The sequence below is a fragment of the Brunnivagina elsteri CCALA 953 genome (assembly GCF_002289455.1).
Classification (GTDB): domain Bacteria; phylum Cyanobacteriota; class Cyanobacteriia; order Cyanobacteriales; family Nostocaceae; genus Brunnivagina; species Brunnivagina elsteri.
The window spans coordinates 1-22,169 of record NZ_NTFS01000035.1 but is presented as its reverse complement, the minus strand read 5'-3'; the positions used below and the strand labels follow the sequence as shown (position 1 = coordinate 22,169).

Annotated in this window: 31 protein-coding genes, 19 tRNA genes and 1 pseudogene; 37 read left to right on the top strand and 14 right to left on the bottom strand. The window is 40.3% G+C overall.

The annotated features are described in order from the left end of the window. Nucleotides 1-87 precede the first annotated feature (87 nt). A complete protein-coding gene (locus CK510_RS05345; RefSeq protein ID WP_245911855.1) occupies nucleotides 88-717 on the top strand; it encodes a DUF262 domain-containing protein in 630 nt (209 codons plus the stop codon). Between the two features lie 14 nt (nucleotides 718-731). Here CK510_RS05345 and dinB read toward each other — a convergent pair whose 3' ends face one another. From dinB to CK510_RS32560, 5 genes are all read right to left on the bottom strand, one after another. Beyond that, nucleotides 732-1,811 (bottom strand): DNA polymerase IV, encoded by a 1,080-nt coding sequence (dinB, locus tag CK510_RS05340; protein ID WP_095720701.1) that lies wholly within the window; start codon nucleotides 1,809-1,811, stop codon nucleotides 732-734. 174 nt (nucleotides 1,812-1,985) lie between these two features. Next, nucleotides 1,986-3,044, bottom strand: coding sequence for an AAA family ATPase (locus CK510_RS05335; RefSeq protein WP_095720700.1), 1,059 nt, complete (start codon nucleotides 3,042-3,044; stop codon nucleotides 1,986-1,988). Between the two features lie 59 nt (nucleotides 3,045-3,103). Next, a complete protein-coding gene (locus tag CK510_RS05330) occupies nucleotides 3,104-3,343 on the bottom strand; it encodes a hypothetical protein (RefSeq protein ID WP_095720699.1) in 240 nt (79 codons plus the stop codon). Nucleotides 3,344-3,349: 6 nt separating this feature from the next. Then, nucleotides 3,350-3,622, bottom strand: coding sequence for a hypothetical protein (locus tag CK510_RS05325; protein WP_095720698.1), 273 nt, complete (start codon nucleotides 3,620-3,622; stop codon nucleotides 3,350-3,352). Nucleotides 3,623-3,635: 13 nt separating this feature from the next. Continuing rightward, nucleotides 3,636-4,001, bottom strand: coding sequence for a hypothetical protein (locus tag CK510_RS32560; protein ID WP_211293095.1), 366 nt, complete (start codon nucleotides 3,999-4,001; stop codon nucleotides 3,636-3,638). 105 nt (nucleotides 4,002-4,106) lie between these two features. Here CK510_RS32560 and CK510_RS05315 point away from each other — a divergent pair, with 105 nt between their 5' ends. From CK510_RS05315 to CK510_RS05280, 8 genes are all read left to right on the top strand, one after another. Next, on the top strand, nucleotides 4,107-4,508 hold the full coding sequence (locus tag CK510_RS05315; protein ID WP_095720697.1) for a hypothetical protein: 402 nt from the start codon (nucleotides 4,107-4,109) through the stop codon (nucleotides 4,506-4,508). A 37-nt stretch (nucleotides 4,509-4,545) separates the two neighbouring features. Beyond that, nucleotides 4,546-5,514, top strand: a complete 969-nt coding sequence (locus CK510_RS05310; RefSeq protein WP_211293094.1) for an HNH endonuclease — start codon at nucleotides 4,546-4,548, stop codon at nucleotides 5,512-5,514. Nucleotides 5,515-5,523: 9 nt separating this feature from the next. Then, complete coding sequence (locus tag CK510_RS05305; protein WP_095720695.1) at nucleotides 5,524-5,847, top strand: ParB/RepB/Spo0J family partition protein; 324 nt, start codon at nucleotides 5,524-5,526, stop codon at nucleotides 5,845-5,847. A 157-nt stretch (nucleotides 5,848-6,004) separates the two neighbouring features. Continuing rightward, nucleotides 6,005-6,859: an AcrVA2 family anti-CRISPR protein gene (locus CK510_RS05300; protein ID WP_095720694.1), complete on the top strand. Its 855-nt coding sequence runs from the start codon at nucleotides 6,005-6,007 to the stop codon at nucleotides 6,857-6,859. Nucleotides 6,860-6,919: 60 nt separating this feature from the next. Then, nucleotides 6,920-7,153 (top strand): hypothetical protein, encoded by a 234-nt coding sequence (locus CK510_RS05295; RefSeq protein ID WP_095720693.1) that lies wholly within the window; start codon nucleotides 6,920-6,922, stop codon nucleotides 7,151-7,153. A gap of 33 nt (nucleotides 7,154-7,186) precedes the next feature. Then, nucleotides 7,187-7,711 (top strand): hypothetical protein, encoded by a 525-nt coding sequence (locus CK510_RS33260; protein WP_245911854.1) that lies wholly within the window; start codon nucleotides 7,187-7,189, stop codon nucleotides 7,709-7,711. Nucleotides 7,712-7,719: 8 nt separating this feature from the next. Beyond that, nucleotides 7,720-8,022, top strand: coding sequence for a hypothetical protein (locus CK510_RS05285; protein WP_095720692.1), 303 nt, complete (start codon nucleotides 7,720-7,722; stop codon nucleotides 8,020-8,022). A gap of 10 nt (nucleotides 8,023-8,032) precedes the next feature. Further along, complete coding sequence (locus tag CK510_RS05280) at nucleotides 8,033-8,545, top strand: hypothetical protein (RefSeq protein WP_095720691.1); 513 nt, start codon at nucleotides 8,033-8,035, stop codon at nucleotides 8,543-8,545. Between the two features lies 1 nt (nucleotide 8,546). Here CK510_RS05280 and CK510_RS05275 read toward each other — a convergent pair whose 3' ends face one another. The 6 genes from CK510_RS05275 to CK510_RS05250 form a co-directional block, all read right to left on the bottom strand. Continuing rightward, entirely contained in the window at nucleotides 8,547-9,494 is a 948-nt protein-coding gene (locus CK510_RS05275) for an HNH endonuclease (protein WP_095720690.1), read from the bottom strand. Nucleotides 9,495-9,905: 411 nt separating this feature from the next. Then, nucleotides 9,906-10,697, bottom strand: coding sequence for a PEP-CTERM sorting domain-containing protein (locus CK510_RS05270; protein WP_095720689.1), 792 nt, complete (start codon nucleotides 10,695-10,697; stop codon nucleotides 9,906-9,908). A gap of 149 nt (nucleotides 10,698-10,846) precedes the next feature. Then, entirely contained in the window at nucleotides 10,847-11,491 is a 645-nt protein-coding gene (locus tag CK510_RS05265) for a GIY-YIG nuclease family protein (RefSeq protein ID WP_245911853.1), read from the bottom strand. Between the two features lie 59 nt (nucleotides 11,492-11,550). Continuing rightward, nucleotides 11,551-11,877, bottom strand: coding sequence for a hypothetical protein (locus CK510_RS05260; protein ID WP_095720688.1), 327 nt, complete (start codon nucleotides 11,875-11,877; stop codon nucleotides 11,551-11,553). Nucleotides 11,878-11,949: 72 nt separating this feature from the next. Next, complete coding sequence (locus CK510_RS05255; RefSeq protein ID WP_095720687.1) at nucleotides 11,950-12,144, bottom strand: hypothetical protein; 195 nt, start codon at nucleotides 12,142-12,144, stop codon at nucleotides 11,950-11,952. A gap of 78 nt (nucleotides 12,145-12,222) precedes the next feature. Further along, nucleotides 12,223-12,429, bottom strand: a complete 207-nt coding sequence (locus tag CK510_RS05250; RefSeq protein WP_095720686.1) for a hypothetical protein — start codon at nucleotides 12,427-12,429, stop codon at nucleotides 12,223-12,225. Between the two features lie 152 nt (nucleotides 12,430-12,581). Between CK510_RS05250 and CK510_RS05245 the strand changes: the two genes are divergently transcribed. The 4 genes from CK510_RS05245 (at nucleotide 12,582) to CK510_RS05235 (ending at nucleotide 13,968) form a co-directional block, all read left to right on the top strand. After that, complete coding sequence (locus CK510_RS05245; RefSeq protein WP_095720685.1) at nucleotides 12,582-12,926, top strand: hypothetical protein; 345 nt, start codon at nucleotides 12,582-12,584, stop codon at nucleotides 12,924-12,926. Nucleotides 12,927-12,991: 65 nt separating this feature from the next. Next, nucleotides 12,992-13,126 (top strand): hypothetical protein, encoded by a 135-nt coding sequence (locus tag CK510_RS33875; RefSeq protein ID WP_281256983.1) that lies wholly within the window; start codon nucleotides 12,992-12,994, stop codon nucleotides 13,124-13,126. After that, nucleotides 13,123-13,506: a hypothetical protein gene (locus CK510_RS05240; RefSeq protein WP_095720684.1), complete on the top strand. Its 384-nt coding sequence runs from the start codon at nucleotides 13,123-13,125 to the stop codon at nucleotides 13,504-13,506. Before CK510_RS33875 ends, CK510_RS05240 begins: the two co-directional genes overlap by 4 nt. A gap of 63 nt (nucleotides 13,507-13,569) precedes the next feature. Next, complete coding sequence (locus tag CK510_RS05235; RefSeq protein ID WP_095720683.1) at nucleotides 13,570-13,968, top strand: nuclease A inhibitor family protein; 399 nt, start codon at nucleotides 13,570-13,572, stop codon at nucleotides 13,966-13,968. 7 nt (nucleotides 13,969-13,975) lie between these two features. Here the strand turns inward: CK510_RS05235 and CK510_RS05230 are convergent, their stop codons facing one another. Next, a complete protein-coding gene (locus tag CK510_RS05230; protein ID WP_095720682.1) occupies nucleotides 13,976-14,857 on the bottom strand; it encodes a DNA/RNA non-specific endonuclease in 882 nt (293 codons plus the stop codon). Nucleotides 14,858-15,401: 544 nt separating this feature from the next. On the opposite strand from CK510_RS05230, the gene CK510_RS05225 reads away from it, so the two are divergent. From CK510_RS05225 to CK510_RS05135, 24 genes and pseudogenes are all read left to right on the top strand, one after another. Beyond that, entirely contained in the window at nucleotides 15,402-15,935 is a 534-nt protein-coding gene (locus tag CK510_RS05225) for an HNH endonuclease (protein WP_095720681.1), read from the top strand. 200 nt (nucleotides 15,936-16,135) lie between these two features. Beyond that, a tRNA-Asp gene (locus CK510_RS05220) sits at nucleotides 16,136-16,210 on the top strand. Between the two features lie 5 nt (nucleotides 16,211-16,215). Further along, a tRNA-Glu gene (locus tag CK510_RS05215) sits at nucleotides 16,216-16,289 on the top strand. A 7-nt stretch (nucleotides 16,290-16,296) separates the two neighbouring features. Next, a tRNA-Tyr gene (locus tag CK510_RS31550) sits at nucleotides 16,297-16,377 on the top strand. Nucleotides 16,378-16,381: 4 nt separating this feature from the next. Then, nucleotides 16,382-16,467, top strand: a tRNA-OTHER gene (locus CK510_RS31545). Between the two features lie 3 nt (nucleotides 16,468-16,470). Then, nucleotides 16,471-16,545 (top strand) — tRNA-Arg (locus CK510_RS05210). Between the two features lie 5 nt (nucleotides 16,546-16,550). After that, nucleotides 16,551-16,635 (top strand) — tRNA-Ser (locus CK510_RS31540). Between the two features lie 5 nt (nucleotides 16,636-16,640). Then, a tRNA-Phe gene (locus tag CK510_RS05205) sits at nucleotides 16,641-16,713 on the top strand. Between the two features lie 22 nt (nucleotides 16,714-16,735). After that, nucleotides 16,736-16,808, top strand: a tRNA-Asn gene (locus tag CK510_RS05200). Between the two features lie 8 nt (nucleotides 16,809-16,816). Next, nucleotides 16,817-16,888 (top strand) — tRNA-Gln (locus tag CK510_RS05195). 9 nt (nucleotides 16,889-16,897) lie between these two features. Continuing rightward, nucleotides 16,898-16,975, top strand: a tRNA-Leu gene (locus tag CK510_RS05190). A 5-nt stretch (nucleotides 16,976-16,980) separates the two neighbouring features. After that, nucleotides 16,981-17,056: transfer RNA gene (locus tag CK510_RS05185), tRNA-Pro, on the top strand. 3 nt (nucleotides 17,057-17,059) lie between these two features. Beyond that, nucleotides 17,060-17,134: transfer RNA gene (locus CK510_RS05180), tRNA-Leu, on the top strand. Nucleotides 17,135-17,140: 6 nt separating this feature from the next. After that, nucleotides 17,141-17,213: transfer RNA gene (locus tag CK510_RS05175), tRNA-Lys, on the top strand. Between the two features lie 4 nt (nucleotides 17,214-17,217). Further along, nucleotides 17,218-17,290, top strand: a tRNA-Lys gene (locus CK510_RS05170). A gap of 4 nt (nucleotides 17,291-17,294) precedes the next feature. Then, nucleotides 17,295-17,368, top strand: a tRNA-Leu gene (locus tag CK510_RS05165). A gap of 9 nt (nucleotides 17,369-17,377) precedes the next feature. Further along, nucleotides 17,378-17,452: transfer RNA gene (locus tag CK510_RS05160), tRNA-Arg, on the top strand. Between the two features lie 3 nt (nucleotides 17,453-17,455). Next, a tRNA-Ala gene (locus CK510_RS05155) sits at nucleotides 17,456-17,529 on the top strand. Nucleotides 17,530-17,534: 5 nt separating this feature from the next. Continuing rightward, nucleotides 17,535-17,608: transfer RNA gene (locus CK510_RS31535), tRNA-His, on the top strand. A gap of 7 nt (nucleotides 17,609-17,615) precedes the next feature. Next, nucleotides 17,616-17,698, top strand: a tRNA-Ser gene (locus CK510_RS31530). Between the two features lie 290 nt (nucleotides 17,699-17,988). Then, nucleotides 17,989-18,813, top strand: a pseudogene (locus CK510_RS05150) (preprotein translocase subunit SecD); the annotation flags it as partial. A 220-nt stretch (nucleotides 18,814-19,033) separates the two neighbouring features. Next, a complete protein-coding gene (locus CK510_RS05145) occupies nucleotides 19,034-19,630 on the top strand; it encodes a hypothetical protein (RefSeq protein ID WP_095720679.1) in 597 nt (198 codons plus the stop codon). An 89-nt stretch (nucleotides 19,631-19,719) separates the two neighbouring features. Beyond that, nucleotides 19,720-20,718, top strand: coding sequence for a tyrosine-type recombinase/integrase (locus tag CK510_RS05140; protein ID WP_095720678.1), 999 nt, complete (start codon nucleotides 19,720-19,722; stop codon nucleotides 20,716-20,718). A gap of 11 nt (nucleotides 20,719-20,729) precedes the next feature. Further along, nucleotides 20,730-20,963: a hypothetical protein gene (locus CK510_RS05135; RefSeq protein ID WP_095720677.1), complete on the top strand. Its 234-nt coding sequence runs from the start codon at nucleotides 20,730-20,732 to the stop codon at nucleotides 20,961-20,963. A 1-nt stretch (nucleotide 20,964) separates the two neighbouring features. Here CK510_RS05135 and CK510_RS05130 read toward each other — a convergent pair whose 3' ends face one another. Then, on the bottom strand, nucleotides 20,965-21,207 hold the full coding sequence (locus CK510_RS05130) for a hypothetical protein (protein WP_095720676.1): 243 nt from the start codon (nucleotides 21,205-21,207) through the stop codon (nucleotides 20,965-20,967). A 165-nt stretch (nucleotides 21,208-21,372) separates the two neighbouring features. After that, nucleotides 21,373-21,555 carry a hypothetical protein gene (locus CK510_RS32555; protein WP_095720675.1) on the bottom strand — a complete coding sequence of 61 codons (183 nt, stop codon included), beginning with the start codon at nucleotides 21,553-21,555 and terminating at the stop codon, nucleotides 21,373-21,375. Nucleotides 21,556-22,169: the final 614 nt, after the last annotated feature.

Below are 22,169 nucleotides of genomic sequence, written 5' to 3'. Positions count from 1 at the left end.
TAAAAGTTTTAAAATTTTCTCGAATGCTAGTTTGATAAACAAAAAGTGCTTGAGTTTGATTATGCTTTTTTTACCGTAATAAGAGCAATGCAAAGCTGCGCTGCCATCACCACGCTAAAATGGGTGCAACACATTGGCAGCGATATCATGAACATCGAGCAACAAATAGACACACTCCAATCCGAAATTGACCGCAAGCGCAAAGAAATTAGCTCGGATAGCTATTCAATGTCTATTGGTGAATGGATAAGCTTGTATGAGCAAGGAGAATTAGAAATTTACCCAGGATTTCAGAAAGGTTTGCGTTGGTCTGAATCTCAAAAAGTCAAATTTATCGAGTCGATTTTGTTAGGTATACCAATTTCAAATATCTTTGTGTATCAAGGTAATAGCGGTGTTTGGGAAGTTGTTGATGGGTTGCAAAGATTATCAACAATTTACCAATTTGTAGGAATATTGAAGGCTGAAGATGGCAGTTTAATTCCACCATTGACTTTGCAAAAGACCGAATATTTACCTACATTAGAGGGCAAAGTATGGAAGGATATAAATCATCCAGAAGGGTCAAATATCGGCTTCACCCCAGAGCAAAGATTGTTGGTAAAAAAAGCCAAAATAAATGTGAATATTGTATCGGCGGAAAGTAATCCTCAGTTTAAATATGATTTGTTTTTAAGATTAAATATGGTTGGCTATAATCCCATCTTTCAAGAATGAATATTTATGTAAGCTTATAGTTGGAATAATGGTAGTTGAATTATCTGCGAAGTTTGCACGTTATCGAGATTTGATAGCGAAATCCCCAACAGTCGAATGCTGCGATCGCCCAATTCAATTGTTCCCAATAGTGCGATCGCTTCAGTAATAATAGTATCTAAACTATTGATACTACTTCCAAAAGTTCGAGAGCGGGTAATTTGCTGATAGTCTGAAAATTTTACTTTCAATGTCAACGTTCGACCCGACGTTTGGTGTTTTTCCAATCGCTCGTGTAGGGTTTCGGCAATTTGTTCGAGTTCCATCAATATTGTTGCTTTATCGCTCAAATCAAGGGCAAACGAGTTTTCTGCACCAATTGACTTACGAATACGGTTAGGTTCTACTATACGCTCATCTTGTGCCCTGGCAATGTTGTAATAGTATTGTCCAGATTTACCAAACTGCTGCACCAAAAAATTAAGCGATCGCTCTTTCAAATCAGCCCCGGTGCGAATACCCAACGATTGCATTTTTGCGGCTGTAACTTTACCGATACCGTGAAACTTTTCGATGGGTAAACTTTCCACAAAAGCGATCGCATCTTCAGGTAAAATAACCTTCATGCCATTGGGTTTGTTTATACCCGATGCCATTTTTGCTAGGAATTTATTGATGGATATCCCTGCTGATGCGGTGAGGTTGGTTTCGGCAAATATCTCCGCTCTGATTAACCTAGCTATGGTGGAAGCATAAGGTATATTTTGTTTATTTTCGCTGACATCAAGGTAAGCTTCATCGAGGGCAACAGGTTCAAATATGTCGGTGTAACGTTTAAATATGGTGTGAATTTGAGCCGATATGGAGCGGTATACTTCAAATCTAGGACGGACGATGATGAGATGTGGACATTTTGCAACTGCCATACTTGATGCGATCGCCGAATGAATACCAAACTTTCTCGCCTCATAACTTGCAGCAGCTACCACCCCGCGTTGACTTGGTGAACTACCAACTGCCAACGGTTTACCTCGATATTCTGGATTGTCCCTTTGCTCTACCGATGCGTAGAAGGCATCCATGTCGATATGGATAATTTTTCTGACTTCGTTCACATTTATTATATTTAATAGTATATTTTTACTACTGTTAAATGTTAATATAAAACAATCAAAAATGTATCGAGAGTTGGGTTAATCTCGCAGCTTTTTTATCAGTTTCTCAATTGCTAATTGATGTAGGTGATGTATCAAAACACTTACATCTATATTCTGCTGTATGTAAATTGATTATGGTTTCGCAGGTTCTAGTAACACAATTAAGGTTTCTTCCCACTGGTCGAAAAATCCATCATCCCATCGGTCAATCCTACCGTTTCTATCAATGCGTGGCGAAACTACTTCTATGACATCTTGATTTTGCTTACTTTTATGCTGGAAGTGCAGTAATTGAATATCTTCGTGGCTAATTTTTCCACTATGAACTGCTACACGAATTCCATTTAAAACATGATCGCTATGGGTTTCAATTATAAGTTGAACACCGTAGTTAGCAGCAAGGGCAAACAAACCACTAATTTTTGCCTGAAATGATGCATGAAGAAATACTTCTGGATGTTCAATTAGAATTAGTGTGCCTGGTTGGGATGCAAGTACCGCAACGACAATGGGCAAAGCATAAGTAATTCCCAACCCAACACTGCTTCTTTTTGGAGAATTACTATCGCCGTAATAGTATTCCAACGATAACGATTCTGTATCGGGATTTGAATCAACTTTTATATGTATGCCTGGATTTATTTCTCCCATCCATGCTTCCACTTGGTCTATTAAATTGATTGATTTTGCTTTTGAATGGCTAAGTTTAGGAATCGTAATCGGCTTATTTCCATGCTTAAAAAGTAAATATGCTGTTTTTTCAAGTACACCTATACGTTCACCATAGAAATAGTGAAAATAGTCATTAAAAAGACTGGACTGATAAATATCATCATTAACTAATTTAGAGGTAATATTTATAACATTTGCTTCTTGATTTGCTGATTCGGAACTAAAATTCCATATTCCTTTACCATTTGAGTTTGTGGAAATTTCAAACCCTACATAATCTTCTTTTGCCCTCTCGCACAAGGCATCACTAGCTGTACCTATATTCACTAAATCGCCATTTAGAGCTAAACTATCCTTTTGCAACATGCCATGTTGGTAAGATTGGCGTAATAAGAGTAAGGCTTGTAATATCGAAGATTTACCAGTGTTATTGAAACCAGAAAGTAAAGTTAATCCTCTAAATTCAATCAATTGATTTTCAAATGCTTTGAAATTGAGTAATCGTAGGGAATTAATCATGATTTAAACTTAGATATCATGGTTTGTACTCAAATTTTTATGTGTAATAATCTACAACTTTAATTGCAACTCCATAATATTTTACCATACATTTTTTCATTCGATTTCAACAAGCGATAGACTATGCCCGACAGGGGCGATCGCAAATCATCTGTAACTTCGATTTCTAGTTTTTGGGCTGCATCATAGATTAAGTCATTACGACAAGAATCTATATAAATGTATCTCCCAGCTTTATCACCAAATGGCGCGAGATATTTCAATATTTTGAAGGCGATATTTTTCGCTTGGTTTTCCATTTTGGTTCACTCCACAATCACTTTTAAACCAGTTTCTCTAGCTAACTGTTGGGCTAATGATTCGGGTTCGTTATCTTGCATCCACTGCTGATATTCGCCTATTAAAATATCTAGATAATTATCTTTATTTGCCTCTAACCAATCAGCTTCTTCGATATAACCCAAATTTTGCATTGCCTGAATAACGCAAGTACGATCAAACATATTGCATTGATTGCTTGCTTTGACTTCATCTAGCGCTTCCATTAGGTGTGAACGTTGTGATAATTGTTGTTGCATTTATCTTGATGGTTTATTTTAAAAGCTCATCAATAATATCAATATATTTACCTAAATTTTCACCCAACCAATCAGCAATAGTTTTATAACCGAGATTGTTTAACATTGCGATCGCACAACCGCTATCGAGCATGTTACATTTCCCCGTTGCCTGTACTTCCTTGAGTGCTTTTATTAATCCAGCAGGACGTTTTCCACCATCGTATAGTTCCATTACCGTAGTGTTGCCACCACCAAACCACTCATGCACGGTAAACCCTGCTGTGGTTTCTTTGGGATACCGCTTTGCCATCTCTTGCCATGCAGCTTCTTCGTTGATTGCCCAAATATAATGCCCCTGCCGTTCTCGCAAGTCATCGCGTCCGGCGCAGTCGTCCATGTATAGGGCGTTGCGGGTGCAACGAAATTCTTTTTTCATCGTGTATGAGAAAGGGTTGACCTACTCACGATATTCTAAACAAGTCGATAGCGGGGGTTAATTGCCGTGTTAGAAAGGGAAATTAACGAACTTAGGCAGCTTGTTGAACCTTACGTTAATCTCTGGCATTTGGAGTGTGATGGGTTAGCCCGCGTGTTGCATTCAATTTTGATAGAAAAGCATATCGAGCATACCGTTTGGGTGGGTCATGCTACTCATGATTACGAACAGATGACCACACCGAAACATTTCTGGATTGATTTACCCTGTGGACTACGCATTGACTACCGATTGCAACAATGGATAGGTAAGTTGCCTGCAATACCCCACGGCATTTTCAATCCCAAGGATTTTGAGTCTGTGAAATACGAAGGGGAAATTGTTGAACTGCCTTTTATACCGAAGGAACTGATTGATATTTTAGTATTACCAATTGAAGTTCCCGAAGAATGGTTGTATTACTTTTAAATATGTCAAAGTGATAAGATTGTATCTTTTGTCACTAATGATGACTAAAAACCTTGCTTACTACGTTAAAAAATTTTCCCCCAGAGTCAAAGTATCCAATCCAATTGGTTTAAACGTTAGCCCCGACGCTCCCAACAAACCGATTTTGCTATTATCTATCGTTGAAATGATAGCAACAGGGCAAATTACCCAAAACCAAATTCCCTTTAATGCCGAACTCATTGCTACATTTCTTAAACTTTGGAGCCACCTAGAACCAGTACGCAAACCCGATATAGGACTACCTTTTTATCACCTAACTAGCGATGGCTTCTGGCATTATCAAATGAAGGTGGGGTTTGAAGGATTAATGCAAGCCAGAGTCAGAATTAGAACCCCCAGCACAATTAGAGGAACCGTTGAATATGTTTACTTAGACTCCGAATTATGGCAACTGCTACAAAACGAGAGCGATCGCACCATCCTAACTCACACACTAATCGATTCTTGGTTTAAAGATAAAACCCAAGATATCGAACCACTGCTACAAGTGAATGCCTTTGCTGAAATAGAAGAGAACTTGCGATCGCAAGGTGGAAAAATCTATCAACCTGAAGAACTTAAAGACGAACAAAAAGTTATCGTTAGGGATGGTGCATTTCGTAAAATCATTACCTCCACCTACAACTATACCTGTGCTTTCTGCGGGTTACAGATACTCGACACCGATGGTAAAAACATTGTCGATGGCTCCCACATCAAACCTTTCTCGAAGTTCTACGACGACCGTATTGATAACGGCTTATCGCTGTGTAAAAACCATCACTGGGCATTTGATAGGGGTTGGTTTACTATCGCAGATGACTACACCATAATCGTTTCTGACCGTATCCGCGAAGTTTCCCCCAATGCTAAACCGATGCGCGAATTTATAGGCGATCGCATTACCCTACCAGCCCAACAGCAGTATTATCCAAGGCTGGATGCATTAGCTTGGCATCGTGAGAATATGTTTGATGTAGCTTGAAGTTGAATTATGGACGAATACAAAATCAAAAGCGATTCGACCGAGCGGAAGTTTGTTCAGCGTGCTGTAGAAGTAGATACTTTGGATTCTCAAACAGAAGACGGGATATTGAAGATGCTTAATGTCCAAGATATATTTCCCTTTTTTGGAAATCCGGTTAAGTGGTGTACACCTCACAAGTTGATGCATTTTAAGAAACTTGTGGAACTGGGAGTAATATTTCCACCAATTATCGTAGTACAAGAAGAAAGGCTAATTGTATACGATGGTCATTATCGCTGGTTTGCGAGTTATTTGGCAGGAAAAAAGGAAATAAGCGCTTGGGTAACTTAATACTGCGATCGCTATTATCTGCCACCTTTTTTTCACTTGCTGCTCTGCCACCACAACGACTACCAACGCTTAGGCAATATCACTGGGTTGGTTACAAACACCAGATGGAGCATATTCACGGGAAAATACTTGAAGTTTATGTGATCGTTTATCAAACATGCCTAAAAAACCCAAAGGTTGGTACAAAGAGATTGTGCTGCGCCCCGTCGTACATGTCGATGGGTATGAAAGTTATGAAAAGATTTGTAGTTATGTTGCTGATGTTTATTTCTCAAGAGATGAAGAAAAGATAAAAACTGGAATGCTTCGTAATCCTAAAGAGTCAACGTATATTACTATTTATACTTTGTTCAAAGTGGGACAATCAAAGTGTCCTACTTATTGGGTGAGCGCAGATTTGCTCAGTGCATTGATGCAATCAAATTTAGATGTGGACATTGAAAATTTGCAGTGGGCAATGAAAACGGGACTTTTTATGTTGCCGAAAGGTGTAATTATCTCTCCAGAGAATCGCAGTGTTGATACAATCTTTTGGCACTACGATACAGATAATGATCTTATTTACTGGGCTGCAACCGACGACGATGCCGTTTTTTGCAGAAGATTTCAAGTTTTTAAAAACCTCGGAAAGTATACACATGTTGATGTAAAAGATATGAATAATCAAACCATTACCGAGTTTAACGAATACATGCAATCAATCTTTCTGCGATTAATCTTAATTATGCAATGTCGCCCTGAACTAGTCGATGCAGCCGAAAAGCAGGATAAAGTAACAGTTAATCAAGGTTTTGGTAAAGCACAAGCGCAAGATTTTTACCAACCATTATGGATTGGTCAAGAATATCGACTTAAACGTGAGGGTACGGTAAGCAGTGATGGCAACAAACAGGGTGGTACTAAAAGCCCCCATTGGCGTAGGGGTTTTATTCGCAATCAACCCTATGGAGAAGGCAGACAAAAAAGAAAATTAGTGTGGATTGAACCAATTTTGGTAATGGGTGGAGAGTAAAATTTAATAATATATTGTTGATTAATCTTATAATATTTGAGTGATTGAAATAGTATTTTTATGAAAGTTAAAGAACTTATTGAAGCCTTACAACAATGTCATCCAGATGCAGATGTGGAATTTTGTCTGAATCTTGAAATAGATTGTGGTGAAGTAATAGCAGTTGAGCATGAAATTGAATGGTTGCTAGATAGGGGAAAAATTAATCCAGTAGGGAGAGTTTTTATACACAATAATAGAAATGAGTTTAAGCACGATAAGCCATTGCTAAATGGTAATTTATTTAAAACTTAGACTTGACTACAAAGTTCTGAAAAAAATAAAAGTATGATGTATTATGCATATCGCTGTTACAACAAAGATGACAAGCCTTTGGGTTGGTTATATACACCAACTGCTACCGAAATTACCTGGACTGATAAAAACTTTGATTGGTGTAAGCGTTGGAAAAAACAGGAAACCGCAGAAAAATATTTTAATAACTACAATTCTCGCTGGCAGTTTCAATCGCATGGTGGCTATCTCAAAATTGAAGTGATGCCCTTTGATGAACCAAAACCTATTACTTCTCGCAAGCAAAAAATATTAGGAGAATGGGGTGATAATATAGTAGATAATGAAATTAAAGAAGATAAAAAATTACCATATAAAACTTTTACATTTGAATTTGTCGAAGGATTACCCGAAAATCATGGAAACTATCTATTTTTACTAGAAGACGGCTCAATTAAAGAAGGATATTATAGCTCTTTTCCATATCCCCATAACTATGAAGATATAAGAATTGCTGATGAGGAATATGAACACTTTTATTATTGTAATGTTGTTGGTTGGCTGAAAAGATTAGAATAATAACTTTTATGAAAGCCGAAGAATTAAAAACTAAAATTGTTAATATTCTTACTAACGAAAATCCAAAGTTTTTTGATGGCGTTTCCGTTAAAGAAATTAAAGAGTTGCTTTTAGAAAATCATGATATATCTGCAAGTGAGCGAATGATTATTAAAGTAATGTTAGAATTAACTAAGTGTGAAAATGAGGATGAATATGGCTTTTTGTGTGGGGATGGAACATATCTTATTTTTGCAGATGACCACGGATATGAAGAATCAAAAATGCGGGGATTGCATAAGTATAGATGGTATAATCTAGGAGGAATTTAATCACAATCACGTGAATAATAACCTCGATAAACTGCTTTCCAAAATTAAACATGAAGCAGATGCAATGGATAAAATCTACGCACGACGAGATGATTTGCGCTATAGAAGTATTCAGGCATTAGTTCTCGACTACGGCAAACCATTTATCAACCGTATTATACCCTCGCCATTTCGCTCTGAAGCAGGACTATGTTACCAAAATTGCTTTGAAAGATTGTTGCTGCATGGTGATTATCACTATTGTGAAGGGTATGCTATCGATGATGATTTAAACCTTGCGATCGCTCATGCATGGCTCATTGATGATGCGGGTGAAGTTGTCGATCCAACTTGGAGGGATGACAGCACTGGAGCAACCTATTTTGGTGTTGTGTTCGATGGCGAATACGTGCTGAAAATGGGCGAAAAGAGTGAAAGATATGGCATTTTTGAAAACGATTATATGAACGGGCATAAGTTGATGATGGGAGGATTACCACCAAATGCCCTGCATAGTAAGTTTCATCCAAAATATGCCAAATAGTTTATGCTTCACTTGTTAGGCTTTTGTAACCATCGGCAAATTCGACTCCAAAACCTCCGGCTTCTAGGTGACGGGTTAGCGAACTGATAATTGGCATGGCAATACTGATACCAAATAAAGCATTGAAGCCCGCAACAACCACTGGTGCTGATAATATAACTGCGAATTCTGGAAATAGGGCTAACACGGCTATCAAAACTAGAAAAACAATTGGTGTCGCAATACCAGCTTGTTTGGCTGTTTCAAAAATTAGGTCTTTATACTCGTCAACTGTAATATCGCCCCGATAAAGGTCAAGAGAGTAGGAAATCGCCGTTACCACAACTTGGGTAAGAACCGCCGTACCAGTTGCAGTGATGCCAAGACGAGCGATCGCACCCGAATTAACAATTATCGAATCGATTGCATTGTAAACTCGAATATGAAATTGTTCACCAACCGTCATCACCTTAGCACCGCGACGGATGTTGTCTGCGCCCACTTCCCAAACTATGTTGTCAGCTGCATTCGCTCCACCTTGGGAACGTGGGTGAATGTGACTGCCGTGCTTATCCCTGAGAAATTCTCGAATTGCCTTTTCTTGCCCTCCAAGCTTAGATGTGCCAGGAATTTTATTAAATAACTTCATAATATCGGCATCATTTCGAGGAGCATCACCAACCCGAACCCCTGCCCGATATTTCAGCCGTTGAGCAATTTTTGGCATTTGAACTGCTAATTCTTGCGCTGTTTGGGGTAGTTCCTTGAGGGAATTAGCAACTGTCATGCCTGCAAAAGTAACATCTAAAATGCTGCTTTTGACACTGTTTATAGTCTGGTCAATTGCCTCAATACTTTGTTGTGTATTGGTTTTAACTTCATCCACAACACCACTAATATAATTAGTAGTTCCTTGAATAGCATTTTTTGCAGTATCAGTTAACTTACTTGTTTCTTTAAATAAATCCATTTTTTAGTTAATAATATTAATTTATTTTTGCTTGTACTGTAATTTTTAAAGTATTTTTTGGCAATATACTTAAATTAGAATAACTTTAAACTTGCTAAATTGGCAAATATAAAATCAAATTGTGAAGCAGATATAAAGAAGTCGCAGTCGCATTTGTAGAATCCACAATAAGCGATTACTGATGTCTTAGAATCACTCGTAAATTTAGCGATGGTAAAGTGGTAAAAAAAAGGATTTAACTTAGACTACCAAGCTTAACTACCATTACTTTATATTATCTAAAATTCACTCTCAACCCTTCCCAAATGGCTGCCCCCATCTCTCCCAATTTTCCTTATTAAACGGGCTTCTCCATTTCAAAATTAGATACAATTTCAACTTCTTATGTGCTTCGTACTGTCCTCTCTACTTTTATACTGTTTGCTGGTATTTTCCTTTAAGCATCAAACCCGCGCCCCAAACACCAACTACTAGAAGACCCAAGGTAGAAGCTGGTTCGGGAACAGTTGCAATGCTGATAGTGTTGATTGCAACAGCCCGGTTTGGTATTGAAGTACTAAAAACTAAGCGTGAGATATTAGCAGTATCGCTGCTCATGCCAAGAAACACAGCAGAGTTGTCTAATGCCAAAGAAGAAGTTCCGGGGGTGGAAAATGTACCAAGTAGGTTATTGGCACTATCAAAAGCGGAGATAAATGCTGTAAATTCTGGAGTGTCATCTACATTTATCTGAGTACCTGCACTTTTGACGGGTTTATTAAAGGTGATGGTTATGGGTCCTGGGTTTCCAGGTGCGGGGAAAGAACCTGGTCTAAATCCTGTAAACAGGGCAAAATCACCACTGGCAAAGTTTGTGGGAACACCTGTAGGTGGCGGAGAAGTTTGGAAAACGAATGGTGGAGTAATTCCTGCCTCGGTTGGAGGTGCAATATCTACGTTTAGCCCCAATCCTCGACTAGATGTTGCTGAGAAAGAACTAGGTAAAAAAGCTGACGGGTTAGGAGAAAATGGATCAAATATTTTACCTAAACTCGACCAATCAAGTTGGTCATTACCCAATAGCGCCGACCGCTCTTGAACTAAAGTTAGTGCTTGAACGGGTGATGTTAAAGCTGCTACTACTATGCAGAGTGTAGTTCCAATAGCACTTTTATACAGATTTTTATAATTTAAATTAAGTATTCTGTCTATATTATCTATCATGAGATTTTATTGCTATGCAAGTATATTGCTACAAGCTTTAATCGTACAGAAAAGATAACACAGCAATTAATAAGTTATCATAAACCAACCGTAAAATTACGCAGTTATTTTAAGATGGTTGAGCTATTGGACAGTTCCTCTTTTTTCTTTCAACCTTTTCCAAATGGTTGCCCCCACTGATGCCAATTTTCCTTATTGAAAGGACTTCGCCATTTCAAAATTAAGTACAATTCTAGTTCTTGCCGTGCTTCCCTACGCTGGGGTGTATCCCACCAAAAGCCAATGTTTACCGCCGTTTTTAGCTTGTAGCGGTAGTGTAAATCTTGATAGCTAGCGATGTAGTCTTTACAGTCATGGGTTCCCTTCCAGCGCTTGTTACTACGGCAGGTTTCACCTACATATAAAACTAACTGCGCTGCACTATCGACTACAAAATATAAGCAAGCTTCTCCTGGATAGTCCGCAGGCATCCGGTAAAACGCCATTGATTGTAACTGTAGCGTGAGGGGGTCAATACGTTCGGGGTCGCAATGATTGGCTGGTAAGTCCAGTAATGTTGTTTGCGCTGGTGCTGGAGAATAGCGCGATCGCATTTGATATTCCACTATTTGCGTTTTCCACTGCTGCAATTCCTCGGCACTCATTACAAACTCATCACGACGTTTGCCTTTGAACTTTTTACTGGGAAACAGTTCGAGTTGACCGTCGGCTGGTGGCGGTGGTGGATATGCGAATAGTTCCAGTTGGCGTGTTTCCCCTGGATTATTGAATAAATCTAGTTGGTTTGGCTCCACCGATACTTTACCCCCACAACGCACACCCTCGATAAATATACCTGGTGAAAGAAAATTTGTTAATTCCCGATTGGGTCTGGTCTACTTATACCCAATTCCCTCAGCTTCAGTTTCACGTCTTCCCATTCACTGCCGCAGTAGTAATATTTCTTATCTTTGATATCCGCGATGTAATATCCCTGCTTACCACCATTGATGCGGAATAATGCGATCGCTACCTTTTTCATCGAAGTGTCAAACGCTGCAAACAAGTCTTCTTGAGAAAGCAAAGGCATGTTAAACAAATTTATAAATGGTTCGCCTTCCTTAAATCCCCAACCATTACCACGACGTTGAATAATTCTGTAGTAAACAGGACTAGCTATTGTAGTATGTAAATCTGACATAATGATAATTAAAGATATTAGCTTTATTCAGAAAGATAGCCCCTAGCTGCTAACTAGGGACTATCGGTTTAATTAGTTGTCATTATTTTGAGATTTGTCTTGCGGTTCCAAAGCCACATCTTCCAAATCGTCTTTGACAACTTCCGAGTCAACGAGGTAAATTTCCCCAGAAACCTCATCCCGCTTTTCCCAAAACTGAGAAAGAGTGCGGATAAAGATTTTTACTGGATTCCAAAATCCTCGATGCCCGTTACCATTTTTGCTCAATCAATCACCTCCTTATATTTAGATAACTGGGGACTTATTCAGTCCCCACATTTATTTTACCATTTTTACTAAATTAATTTAACCATTATTATTAACATTACTTCTATTTTTTGTGGCAATTAATATTAATTCACCGTCTGCGATCGCATCCAACAATTGCCCCGTTGACCCTTCACTAGCGTGGATATATCCAAGTAATTGGGCGATTCCTTTGAGCTTGTCACCCGTCCCTGGTGCAACCCTAGCATGTAAATTAGTCCGGTCTAATTTCTTCCTACCTGCCATATACGTTAACCATATTTACTTAAAAGTGGTTTACATAAATATGATAACAGAAGGAAGGTTGTGGAGTTAGCAGCGCTTTTTTTGATTCCCTTTGCGATCGCACACAATCCATCCCTGTTTGGGAACACTAATACAGTCGCGTTTACCATGCTATGAACTTACTGAACCTATTTAAACCCAAACCAAAAGCACCAACCATTGATAGTTACGGTCAACCCAACAGCATTGAGCCACAAGAAATTCAATCAATCATGGAATGGCTATTTGCCAGTTTGATGAGTGCTGGTTATTTTGGGCGATCGCATATTATTTGGTACGACAGCGACAATCCCGACCCCAGTTTGGAGCAGGTAGTTAAGAAAGTTATGCATCGGGAAGAACCAGTATTTTTGTACCGTATTGGTGGCAGAGTGCAAACACCACGCGATGGCTATTATTGGCGAATGATGAACGAACATCCATCGATGCGGGTGTATCAATTTGAGGTGAGGGATTAAGAAACTATTATTGTCGCTGCGATCGCTTACTAATTGCATCAGCTTCGATTGAATACTTAACTTGAGTGCAATTGTACTATGGCAGAAAATTCCCGATTGCGATCGCGGTCGAACGTCAGATTTTTGCAACTATTTTAATAGTTAGTACATTTATCCTAGCGAGTATGATTGTGGTAGGTATCCCCAAATCTCTACCATGATTAAACCTCGTGCCGTCCGCCAATTGCCAGAATGCCCCACATGTCGCTTTTATTGCGGTAATCCATATTTGTTCTGTGCTGTAATGCCAGATGGTCCAGAGGGTGAATCTTGCCCCCACTTCGCCTTTGACCCAGATGCAGTGCCAGAAGAAGAGGAGCTATGGCAACCTGTTGGTGCAAGCTATGTCCATAATGAACTGGTGTTAGATAGTAACCATCTACTGATGAATGGGATTGAAATTATCCACGTTGACCCCGCATCCTGGCATCCCATGTATACGGGTAAGTGCCCCCGGTGTGGTGCTTCGTTTGATAGGGACTACACATCAAGGGTGCATTGGGACTGTGCAAACTGTGGGTGGATGGATGATTCGGTATGAGCGATGCTTCAGCGCAAGCAATGGGCTATACTCCGTCGTAGGCGATCGCACTCCACTGACCAAATGACTAACAAAGAAATTACTGACCAGCTAAAAGCTGCATCTGAAGGCTTGATTTGGATGAGCGAATCGGAATACCCATTTGAGTTTTTTTTGTGGGAAGGTGCCGCACTTTTAACCCATGAAGAAGTTATTCAAAAAACAAGTCATTCTTCTGATACGCCAATTGAAACCGTTACAGTAGATAATTTTTTCAGTGTGGCAACAACTGAGGAAGATTGGCATGGTGACGAAGAAAAAGGTATGGTAGCCAAATTTAAAGCTCTGGTGCAGACTATTAAATTGAATTTAGCTAATTCAACTGTGTATCGCTTAGGCAAAATTGAAATTGATGTTTATATAATTGGTGAAACTCCAACAGGTGATTTGGCTGGGCTTTCAACTAAAATTGTAGAAACTTAGTCCTACTTTAGTTGACTTTAGACTCAATTACTTTTTGAATTGTGGGGTCAATATTTGATAGAAAATCATAACCTGTAAGTTTTTCTAGCTCATTTACGCTTACTTGATAGGTTCGCCAATCGGGGCTAATTCCCTGCTCATTAGGAATGTTCACAGCAATAATGCGAGTATTCTCAGTGACACTACTTACATCTGCACCAGCTTTATCCATGACTACAACTACTTTCCAAGTTGAAACGGGAATTGTCACTTTACCTTTCAATGGCTGCTTTTGGCTCCCAATTCCCCCAGCAATAATATAAATTTCTTTACCTTCTTTGGTAACAAGCTCCCTAGAATACTGTTCCAAACCTTCCCATGTTCTGCGGTTGTTATCGGGCGTTTGCGGCATCATATTGGTCATTAGGAAAGTTGAACTATTATCCTCCACTGACGTAGTACGGTCTGCCGAAGGTGCAACGTGACCTTTATCGTACCCAGAACCAGTATATAAGGTGGGTGTGATGCGTATAAAACCCACAGGCAATGTAGCATCAGGGCGAAAGTTGTTTTGGCGGTCTACACTTCCTAACCACGATTGATTCAACTGCCAGCTTACCCAATTAGGAATACCTTTAGAGTTGTTGTAAGACAACGCATACTGGGGTTTTATCATCAAGTAATTGTCTGCATTAGCAACATTTTCTGTGGCATTACTGGGATTTCCTAGAAGCAGATGAATACTGGTTACAGGTTGAGCTTTTAGGCTGAGTGCCAATAACGATGGCTGTTGCGTTGTTAGTGGTTGAGTTAATGTTGGTGGCTGTTTGGACGAACATCCTAGCAATATAAACAGAGCGATCGCAGCAGCTAAAAACTTTGTGCGACCGAAAAATCGGATTTTCCTCATTATGAACGTACAGCGCAAGTGATAGAGGATAGTATGCGCTTGTATTTGCTATCTAGCAAGGCGATCGCCTTTAAAGAGAGACGGTGAAGAGTTAATTTTTCTCTTCAGCGATACCTTCGGTAAGCTTCGCTAACGCACAATCAACAAAAAGAAACAGTTTTGCAGGAAAGCCCAACGAACTATGCACTAGACAAATCTATACTACAAATGTATTATTGAAAGAAGTCTTAATTACAAATACTACAAACCTTCAATGAGCAGTAGATTTTCCTCAACCATTAGTAACGCGGTGCATTGCCGACCCAGCCAGGGTGGGATAGATGCAGCTGCGCTATTTGCGTTTGAGGGAATGTATCTCGGTGATAAATCTGCAAGTGTTGGCATTTTTGGAGCGAATTCCGAATGTTTGAATCTAGATCAAATTATCCAAAGCGGGAGGTGCAAATGTTTTATAGCACCGATATAGGTCAAAAAGTATCAATTACCTGACCCCCGCACCTGATGACCAGAGGCGGGGGTTATTTTTTTAGGAATGAATTAATTTATGGAAGCTCAACCACCTTTTCAGCAACCACACATATTACAAAAATCAGTTGTAGTGTTCTCGAAAAACTACTTACCATTAGCACGCATCAACATCAAACGAGCAATCGTATTGTTAGTAGCAGGTCAGGCAGAATCGTTGAATTTTGGTACTACAAAGCTTTGGGAAGTTCGTTCTCCCAATGTTGTACTACAAGTAAGCGAACATATCCGCTTGACTGTTGGCAATCCTGAACGGCATTGGAAAGTCCCTCCTGTAAATCGTCGTGAAGTTTTAAAGCGAGACAACCACACCTGTCAATACTGCGGCAGCACCAAGCATCTAACGCTCGACCATGTAATTCCTCGCTCTAAGGGTGGACAGCATACCTGGGACAACGTTGTTGCAGCATGTGAACGATGTAACTCAACCAAGAGCGATCGCTTATTGCATGAAACAGGAATGGTACTGAAAACTAAGCTTAAAGCTCCAATTCACCCAGCAGTGGCATTTGCAGAACAGTTTTGGAGCGCACAACGCCTTGAAACTGAGTAATTGACTCCCCTAAAACCCTGTCAGAAAGGGCAATACGACGATTACACAATACAGCCCTCTCACTTCTTTTAAAAAAACTTGTAGTACGCCCTTGACACCTTGTAATACATTGTGTAGTATAAATGTAGTGAAGCACTACAGCCTCTGCAAAAGGCATAGAGCAAACACATCAGAACCATGAAAATTGAATTGCCATATTTGGGGATGTAGCTCAGTTGGTTTAGAGTGCCTGTCTGTCGAACATGAAGTCGCGGGTTCGATTCCCGTCATCCCCGTCTGTGGTGCTGTAGGCAAATTGGTAAAGCCGTCGATCTTTCAAGTCGATGTTTGCGGGTTCAATTCCCGTCGGCACTGCTAACATGGGTCGGCTCACCTATTGGCGTGGGTAACTGTCTGTAAAACAGCCGCGTTCGCATTGTAGGTTCAACTCCTACTCGACCCATTATGGAGAGGTCGCCATTGGCAGGGCAAACTGTTTGCACTCACAGTCGTGGGTGTAAGTCCACTGTGGGTTCGACTCCCTCCTTCTCCGCCTGAGAACGTGGTGTAACGGAGAACATACCAGGTTTCGACCCTGATGATGAAGGTTCAAGTCCCTCCGTTCTCACCATTCATGGAGGTTGTCCGGCATGGACGAGGAAAGCGTCTTGAAAACGCCTGCGGTTAACACCCGTCAAGAGTTCAATTCTCTTAGCCTCCGCATTTGGGAATGTAGCTGAGTTGGTTTTAGCGTCAGGTTGAAGCCCTGAAGACACAGGTTCAATTCCTGTTATTCCCATTCCCTATTGGGAAATTTGTATTGCCCCATAGCTCAACTGGCAGAGCGAGCGGCTGTTAACCGCGAGGTTGTAGGTTCAAGTCCTACTGGGGCAGTTATTCATTGCCTTGTAGTGTAATTGGCAACACACCTCTCTTTGAAAGAGGTATTTCAGGTTCAAGTCCTGACGAGGCAGCTAAATTATGCTCCTGTAGCCCAACTGGAAGAGGCGGCTGTCTCAAAAACAGTCTGTGTACGGGTTCGACTCCCGTCAGGAGTACCAATTATCGGGATGTAATTCAGTGGTCAGAAGCCAGAGTTTGGGACTCTGGAGTCGTAGGTTCAAATCCTACCATCCCGACCATTTGCCCTTGTGACGAAACTGGCAAACGTGCTGGTCTTAGAAACCAGCTAAAAGTGGGTTCAAATCCCACCAAGGGTACTGTATGGGTCGTTAGCTCAATGGCTAGAGTTCCCGCCTTTTAAGCGGAGTGATCAGAGCTCGAGTCTCTGACGACCCACCTTGGGCTGTTAGCTCAGTTGGCAGAGCAGCTGCCTCTTAAGCAGAAGTGCGTAGGTTCAAATCCTACACAGCCCATCTTGCCCCTGTGATGCAATTGGTAGACATGACCTGCTTAAAACGGGTTTTCTACAGGTTCGATTCCTGTCAGGGGTACTAACTTATGGGAGTGTCGCCTAATGGATGGGCATCGATCTTCTAAATCGATTTGTAGGGGTTCAAGTCCCTTCACTCCTGCCATATGGGGTCATAGCTCAACTGGCTAGAGCGTCCGCCTTGCAAGCGGAAGGTTAGGGGTTCAAATCCCCTTGATTCCACTACGGTGTTTGAAGCCAAAGTGGTCGCGGCACTGGTTTGTGGAACCAGTCATAACGGGTTCAAGTCCCGTCAGACACCCCTAAATGGAAGATGCTGCTCACGGGAGGGCAACTAGTCTTGAAAACTAGAGTAGGGTAACACCTAGTGGTTCGATTCCTCCATCTTCTGTTTTCCACCTGAAGCGCTAAAGTGAGACGCTGTGCTGATAACACAGACTCATTGAGGAGCATTACCTCGCTTGTGTGGATTACTTAATGCCCATTGAAGGGTGCATTGTCTATGCTAGCATTTTGGCATTTTGTACTGTAAAGTTGGCTTGCATAGCTGAAGGAAGAGCATCCTTGACAGGATTATGTGATTTGACAAAGCAATATCACAGAGATATCGCATAAAAATTACTCCATTTCGGGAAAAACTGATTTCTCGCTTGTAGATAATATTTTCTAGGGGTAATAGGTATGAGAAAGTTGCGATCGCTTACCTTGGTCTCGATAACAATAGTATCGTTAACACTAACTAGTTGTTTGAGTTCATTACGGGGACAAGACTTGAAAGGGGGTTCACAATTAATTGTTGAGCTACAAGAAACCCCGTCAGTTCCAAAAATCAACGAGCGCGAACTAGATGCTGTAATTCGAGTTGTTGAAGGTCGAATCAAAGGTCTTGGCATTTCGGAGGCAGTTGTCCAAAAAACTAAGGCAAAAAACCAGATTTTAGTCCAATTGCCAGGAATTAAAGACCCAACACAAGCGATAAGGGTATTAGGTTCTACCGCACAATTAGAGTTTAAAAAACAAAAACTAAACGATAATACTCAACTATTTACTTTGCAGGCATCGCGCAACGAATTGAAAGTTAAACTGCAAGAAGCGCAAACAAGTAAAGACGCAGCCGCAATTGCTAAAAACCAAAAAGCGCTACAAAACAACAGCAAAGCGATCGCCCAATTATTTGAAAGTACCAACCCGCCACTGACTGGTCGATACCTCAAAGATGCTTATGGTGAACCCACACAAGGGAACGGTTGGGAAATTGCCATTCGCTTTAACCAACAGGGTGGCGATTTGTTTACTGCACTTACAAAAGAAACTGCGGGTACTGGTCGTGCGATTGGTATTTTCCTTGACAATGAACTAATTAGCTCTCCTATTGTCGCGGCTCAGTATGCTACCACTGGTATTACTGGTGGTACGGCAGTTATTACAGGACGATTTAATGCGACTGATGCCAACGACCTGAGTGTACAGTTGCGCGGTGGGGCGTTACCCGTACCCGTTAAAGTTAAAGTTGTTAATTCTGGTTCTTAAATTGCAATTTTTTCACTTACCAAAGAATGAAGATGTCTAGTAGCGATCGCCCCTTTCAATTTCTACGGAATTAATACTAGTATCCACACCATTAAATACGGATTATTTTTTGCTCACATAAATTTTTACTGCAATCGCACCACTACTTCCCACCAAGCACGATATTCTACACGAAGGTATATACGTGGGTGTAGACATGGCAAAAGTCGAGCGGGAATCTATCAACTTCAAACTCCCCAAACCCTTAGCAGATGCACTTAGAGCCAAAGCAGTCGAACTAGAAACTACCGCCACGGATTTAGTTATCCAAGGCTTACACCACGTTTTAGGCGATGTTCCTGGTGTAGAAAACAGTGTAGAGATTCGTCTATACCAACTCGAAGAAGAGTTTTTCCACTTCAAAGAAAGTATCAATCAAAATAGCACTAGCCACGGTAATACAAATCCCCAACAAGAAACTAGATTAACGAGCGTTGAATCTAAACTTGAAGCTTTAACAAATAAACTTGCGAGGTTTGAAGGGGCATTGATGCAGATACAAAATAGTATTAACGCATCAAAATCCCGGAGTCGTTCGAGTTATGCCCCAAATTACCATGCACCACCACCCCAAATCGAAGCACTCGATGAAGAAGCTTTTGCAATGCGGCTTGGAACCAACGTACCCACAGTGCAAGAACAACGGGCAACCTTGAGCCAAGAGCAGTTTGAAAGTTGGTGTTGCGATCGCGATCCGATTAAGCGCAAGTGGCGGTATCGCGAAAAAGATGGGAAATATCATCCAGTGAAATAACTTACACTCAATTGTGATTTATCAGCTCTCGTTGTGTGGGTAAATAGAATAGTGCGGAAACCTATATTATCAAACTATTAATTACTACTATGTCTGACCAGTACATTCAGAGTGTCACAGTTCTCGAAAATGCCTATACCCTCAGCATTGGCGATGATTTTTGTATCGATGGCGACCCCGATGTTATTGAACAACTTCTGGCTGATACGCGATCGCCTAATACTAAAAGGGCTTATGAGAAGGATTTAAAGGACTTTTTTTTGTTTATATCAGGTAAGATGCCTACTCAGGATTTGGTGTTAGAGTTTTTGCACTTAGAACAACGTCATGCCGTCGCGGTGGTGTTAAAGTACAAAGCTCATTTGGTAAATAAGAAGAAACTGGCAGAAGCAACGGTAAATCGACGGTTGAGTGCGATTAAATCCCTCACGGCAATGGGGCGAAAGTTGGGGGTATGTAACTATACTTTGGAAGATATCAAGGGTGAGAAGGTGGAATCATATAGGGATACCACGGGAATTACACCCGCAGATTTTACTAAAGTTCTGGGGTTGGTGAATCGAGAAACACTCAAGGGGAAACGGGATTATGCCATACTGCGGCTGCTGTGGGACAATGCGCTGCGACGGAGTGAAGTCTGTAACCTGAATGTGGGGGATTTTAATGCTCAAGCAAGTACCCTATCAATTTTAGGTAAGGGGAAGGGGACGCAAAAAACTGTGGTGGATTTGAGCCGGAAGACTGTGGAAGCGATCGCTGACTGGTTGATAGCTAGTAAAAGGTCGGGTAAAACTAGGCAGGCTTTGTTTATTGCGATCGCATACAACGGCAATGGTAAACGTTTGAGTGGGGAAGCGATTCGGCGTTTGGTGTCGGGATTGTGTAAGGAAGTGGGGATTACTAAACAAATGTCACCGCACAGGATTAGACATAGTTCGATTACGACTGTGTTGGATAAAAATAATGGGAATTATCGGGCAACGCAGAGGTTTAGCCGTCATGCTAAACCTGATACAGTGATGAAATATGATGATAATCGACAGAAGTTGCAGAAAGCAATGACTGATATTTTGGCAGATTTGGTGTGAAGGTAAAAAACATGAAAGTTTCATTTGAGAAAACTTATCCAAATATTGCTCGTTGGGTAGATGAGCATGAAGGTTTGATTGAAATTGGCTGTCACGAAGATAGTCCTCTCAATTCTTTTATCCGCGCACTTGATTGTGGTGGAACGCTTTGGGAAGGGAAAGAAAGTTATGAAAGTATAGATGCAGCACTCCAAGATTTAAATGCGGGGCTAGAGGCTGTATTAAAAGATATTTATGGTGAATAAATTATATCAAATCTGGTTGATTAGCCATACGAATTGATGTGTTTATACGCCAAACAAGCTTGATAGCAGTGGGTTGTACTTGCCTGGGTAGTTCTGGGGGAAAAGACGAAGGGTGCAATCGCCCAATATTACTCTTCTTTATTACTTGGGCGTAGCGATCACTACCGCATTTTACTAACGATGGTTCACCCCAAACCCGTGAAAATGGCACAGCAAGCCAGGGAAGCATTATCGGAATTGCCATTATTTAAAAAATATATTAGACGCTTAATCTGCTACGAGAAAGCATCATTATAACTAGTAATCATGTTAAATTAATAAAAGAAGTCCTTACCTGATTGCAACAGGTAAGGGCTGTAAAATTGAAATCAAAACTAGATTAAGCATCCTTGTAAAAATTCAAGGGTGCTTATTTTCCAAGCCAATATCCTAGATAAGCAGCTATAGCCATCTTTGCAACTTCCAGAAAACTCGGACGTGTACTTTCATCGATCCATGCGAACCCAATCAGACCGATGGTCGATGATATAACCACAAAGGCAAGCACTCTGTTTGCAAAATTGCTATCAGGTTTTAAATTAGGACTTCTCATGATTTTGTTTCCTTAAAAAAATTGTCAAGATACTATTAACTGAACTCTTGTTAACCATGCAAGGGCTTATCATAGTGTTTGCTTTATTTGACTTGCAATCTCTCCTTAGGAAGATGACTTTGCATTATCGAATCTATATAGCCTTACACTAACTTGTAGCAATTCTCATTACAAAATTACTAACAAACATGTATGCTATAACAATTTGACTCGAACTACATTGAATAGTTGAGAACTTCGAGTATAAAAGCTTTTGAAACTTTTAAAATAGCCCAAAACTTTCAAAAAGAGACTCACTAGTTATTTCGCTGAATGCCTTTACTTTAGAGAACACTTAAGTAATATTACCCAGAAATGAATGATAAGGAATCAGGGTACTAGAAAAATATTCAGTATTTTTTCTTGTCTCCATACATACACTTTTGTAAGTACCCCAATTTTCCCATAATGTCGAAAATAGCAGTTATATTTTTTACTGACTTACATTATTGTTTCCGTAATTAATTTATTAATTATTTTTTAAAATTTGCTAATAAGTGCCATGAGTGAATCTATAAAGACAATCTCAATCTAACTATTCCCGAAAATTACATAAATCACAGATTGAAGATATT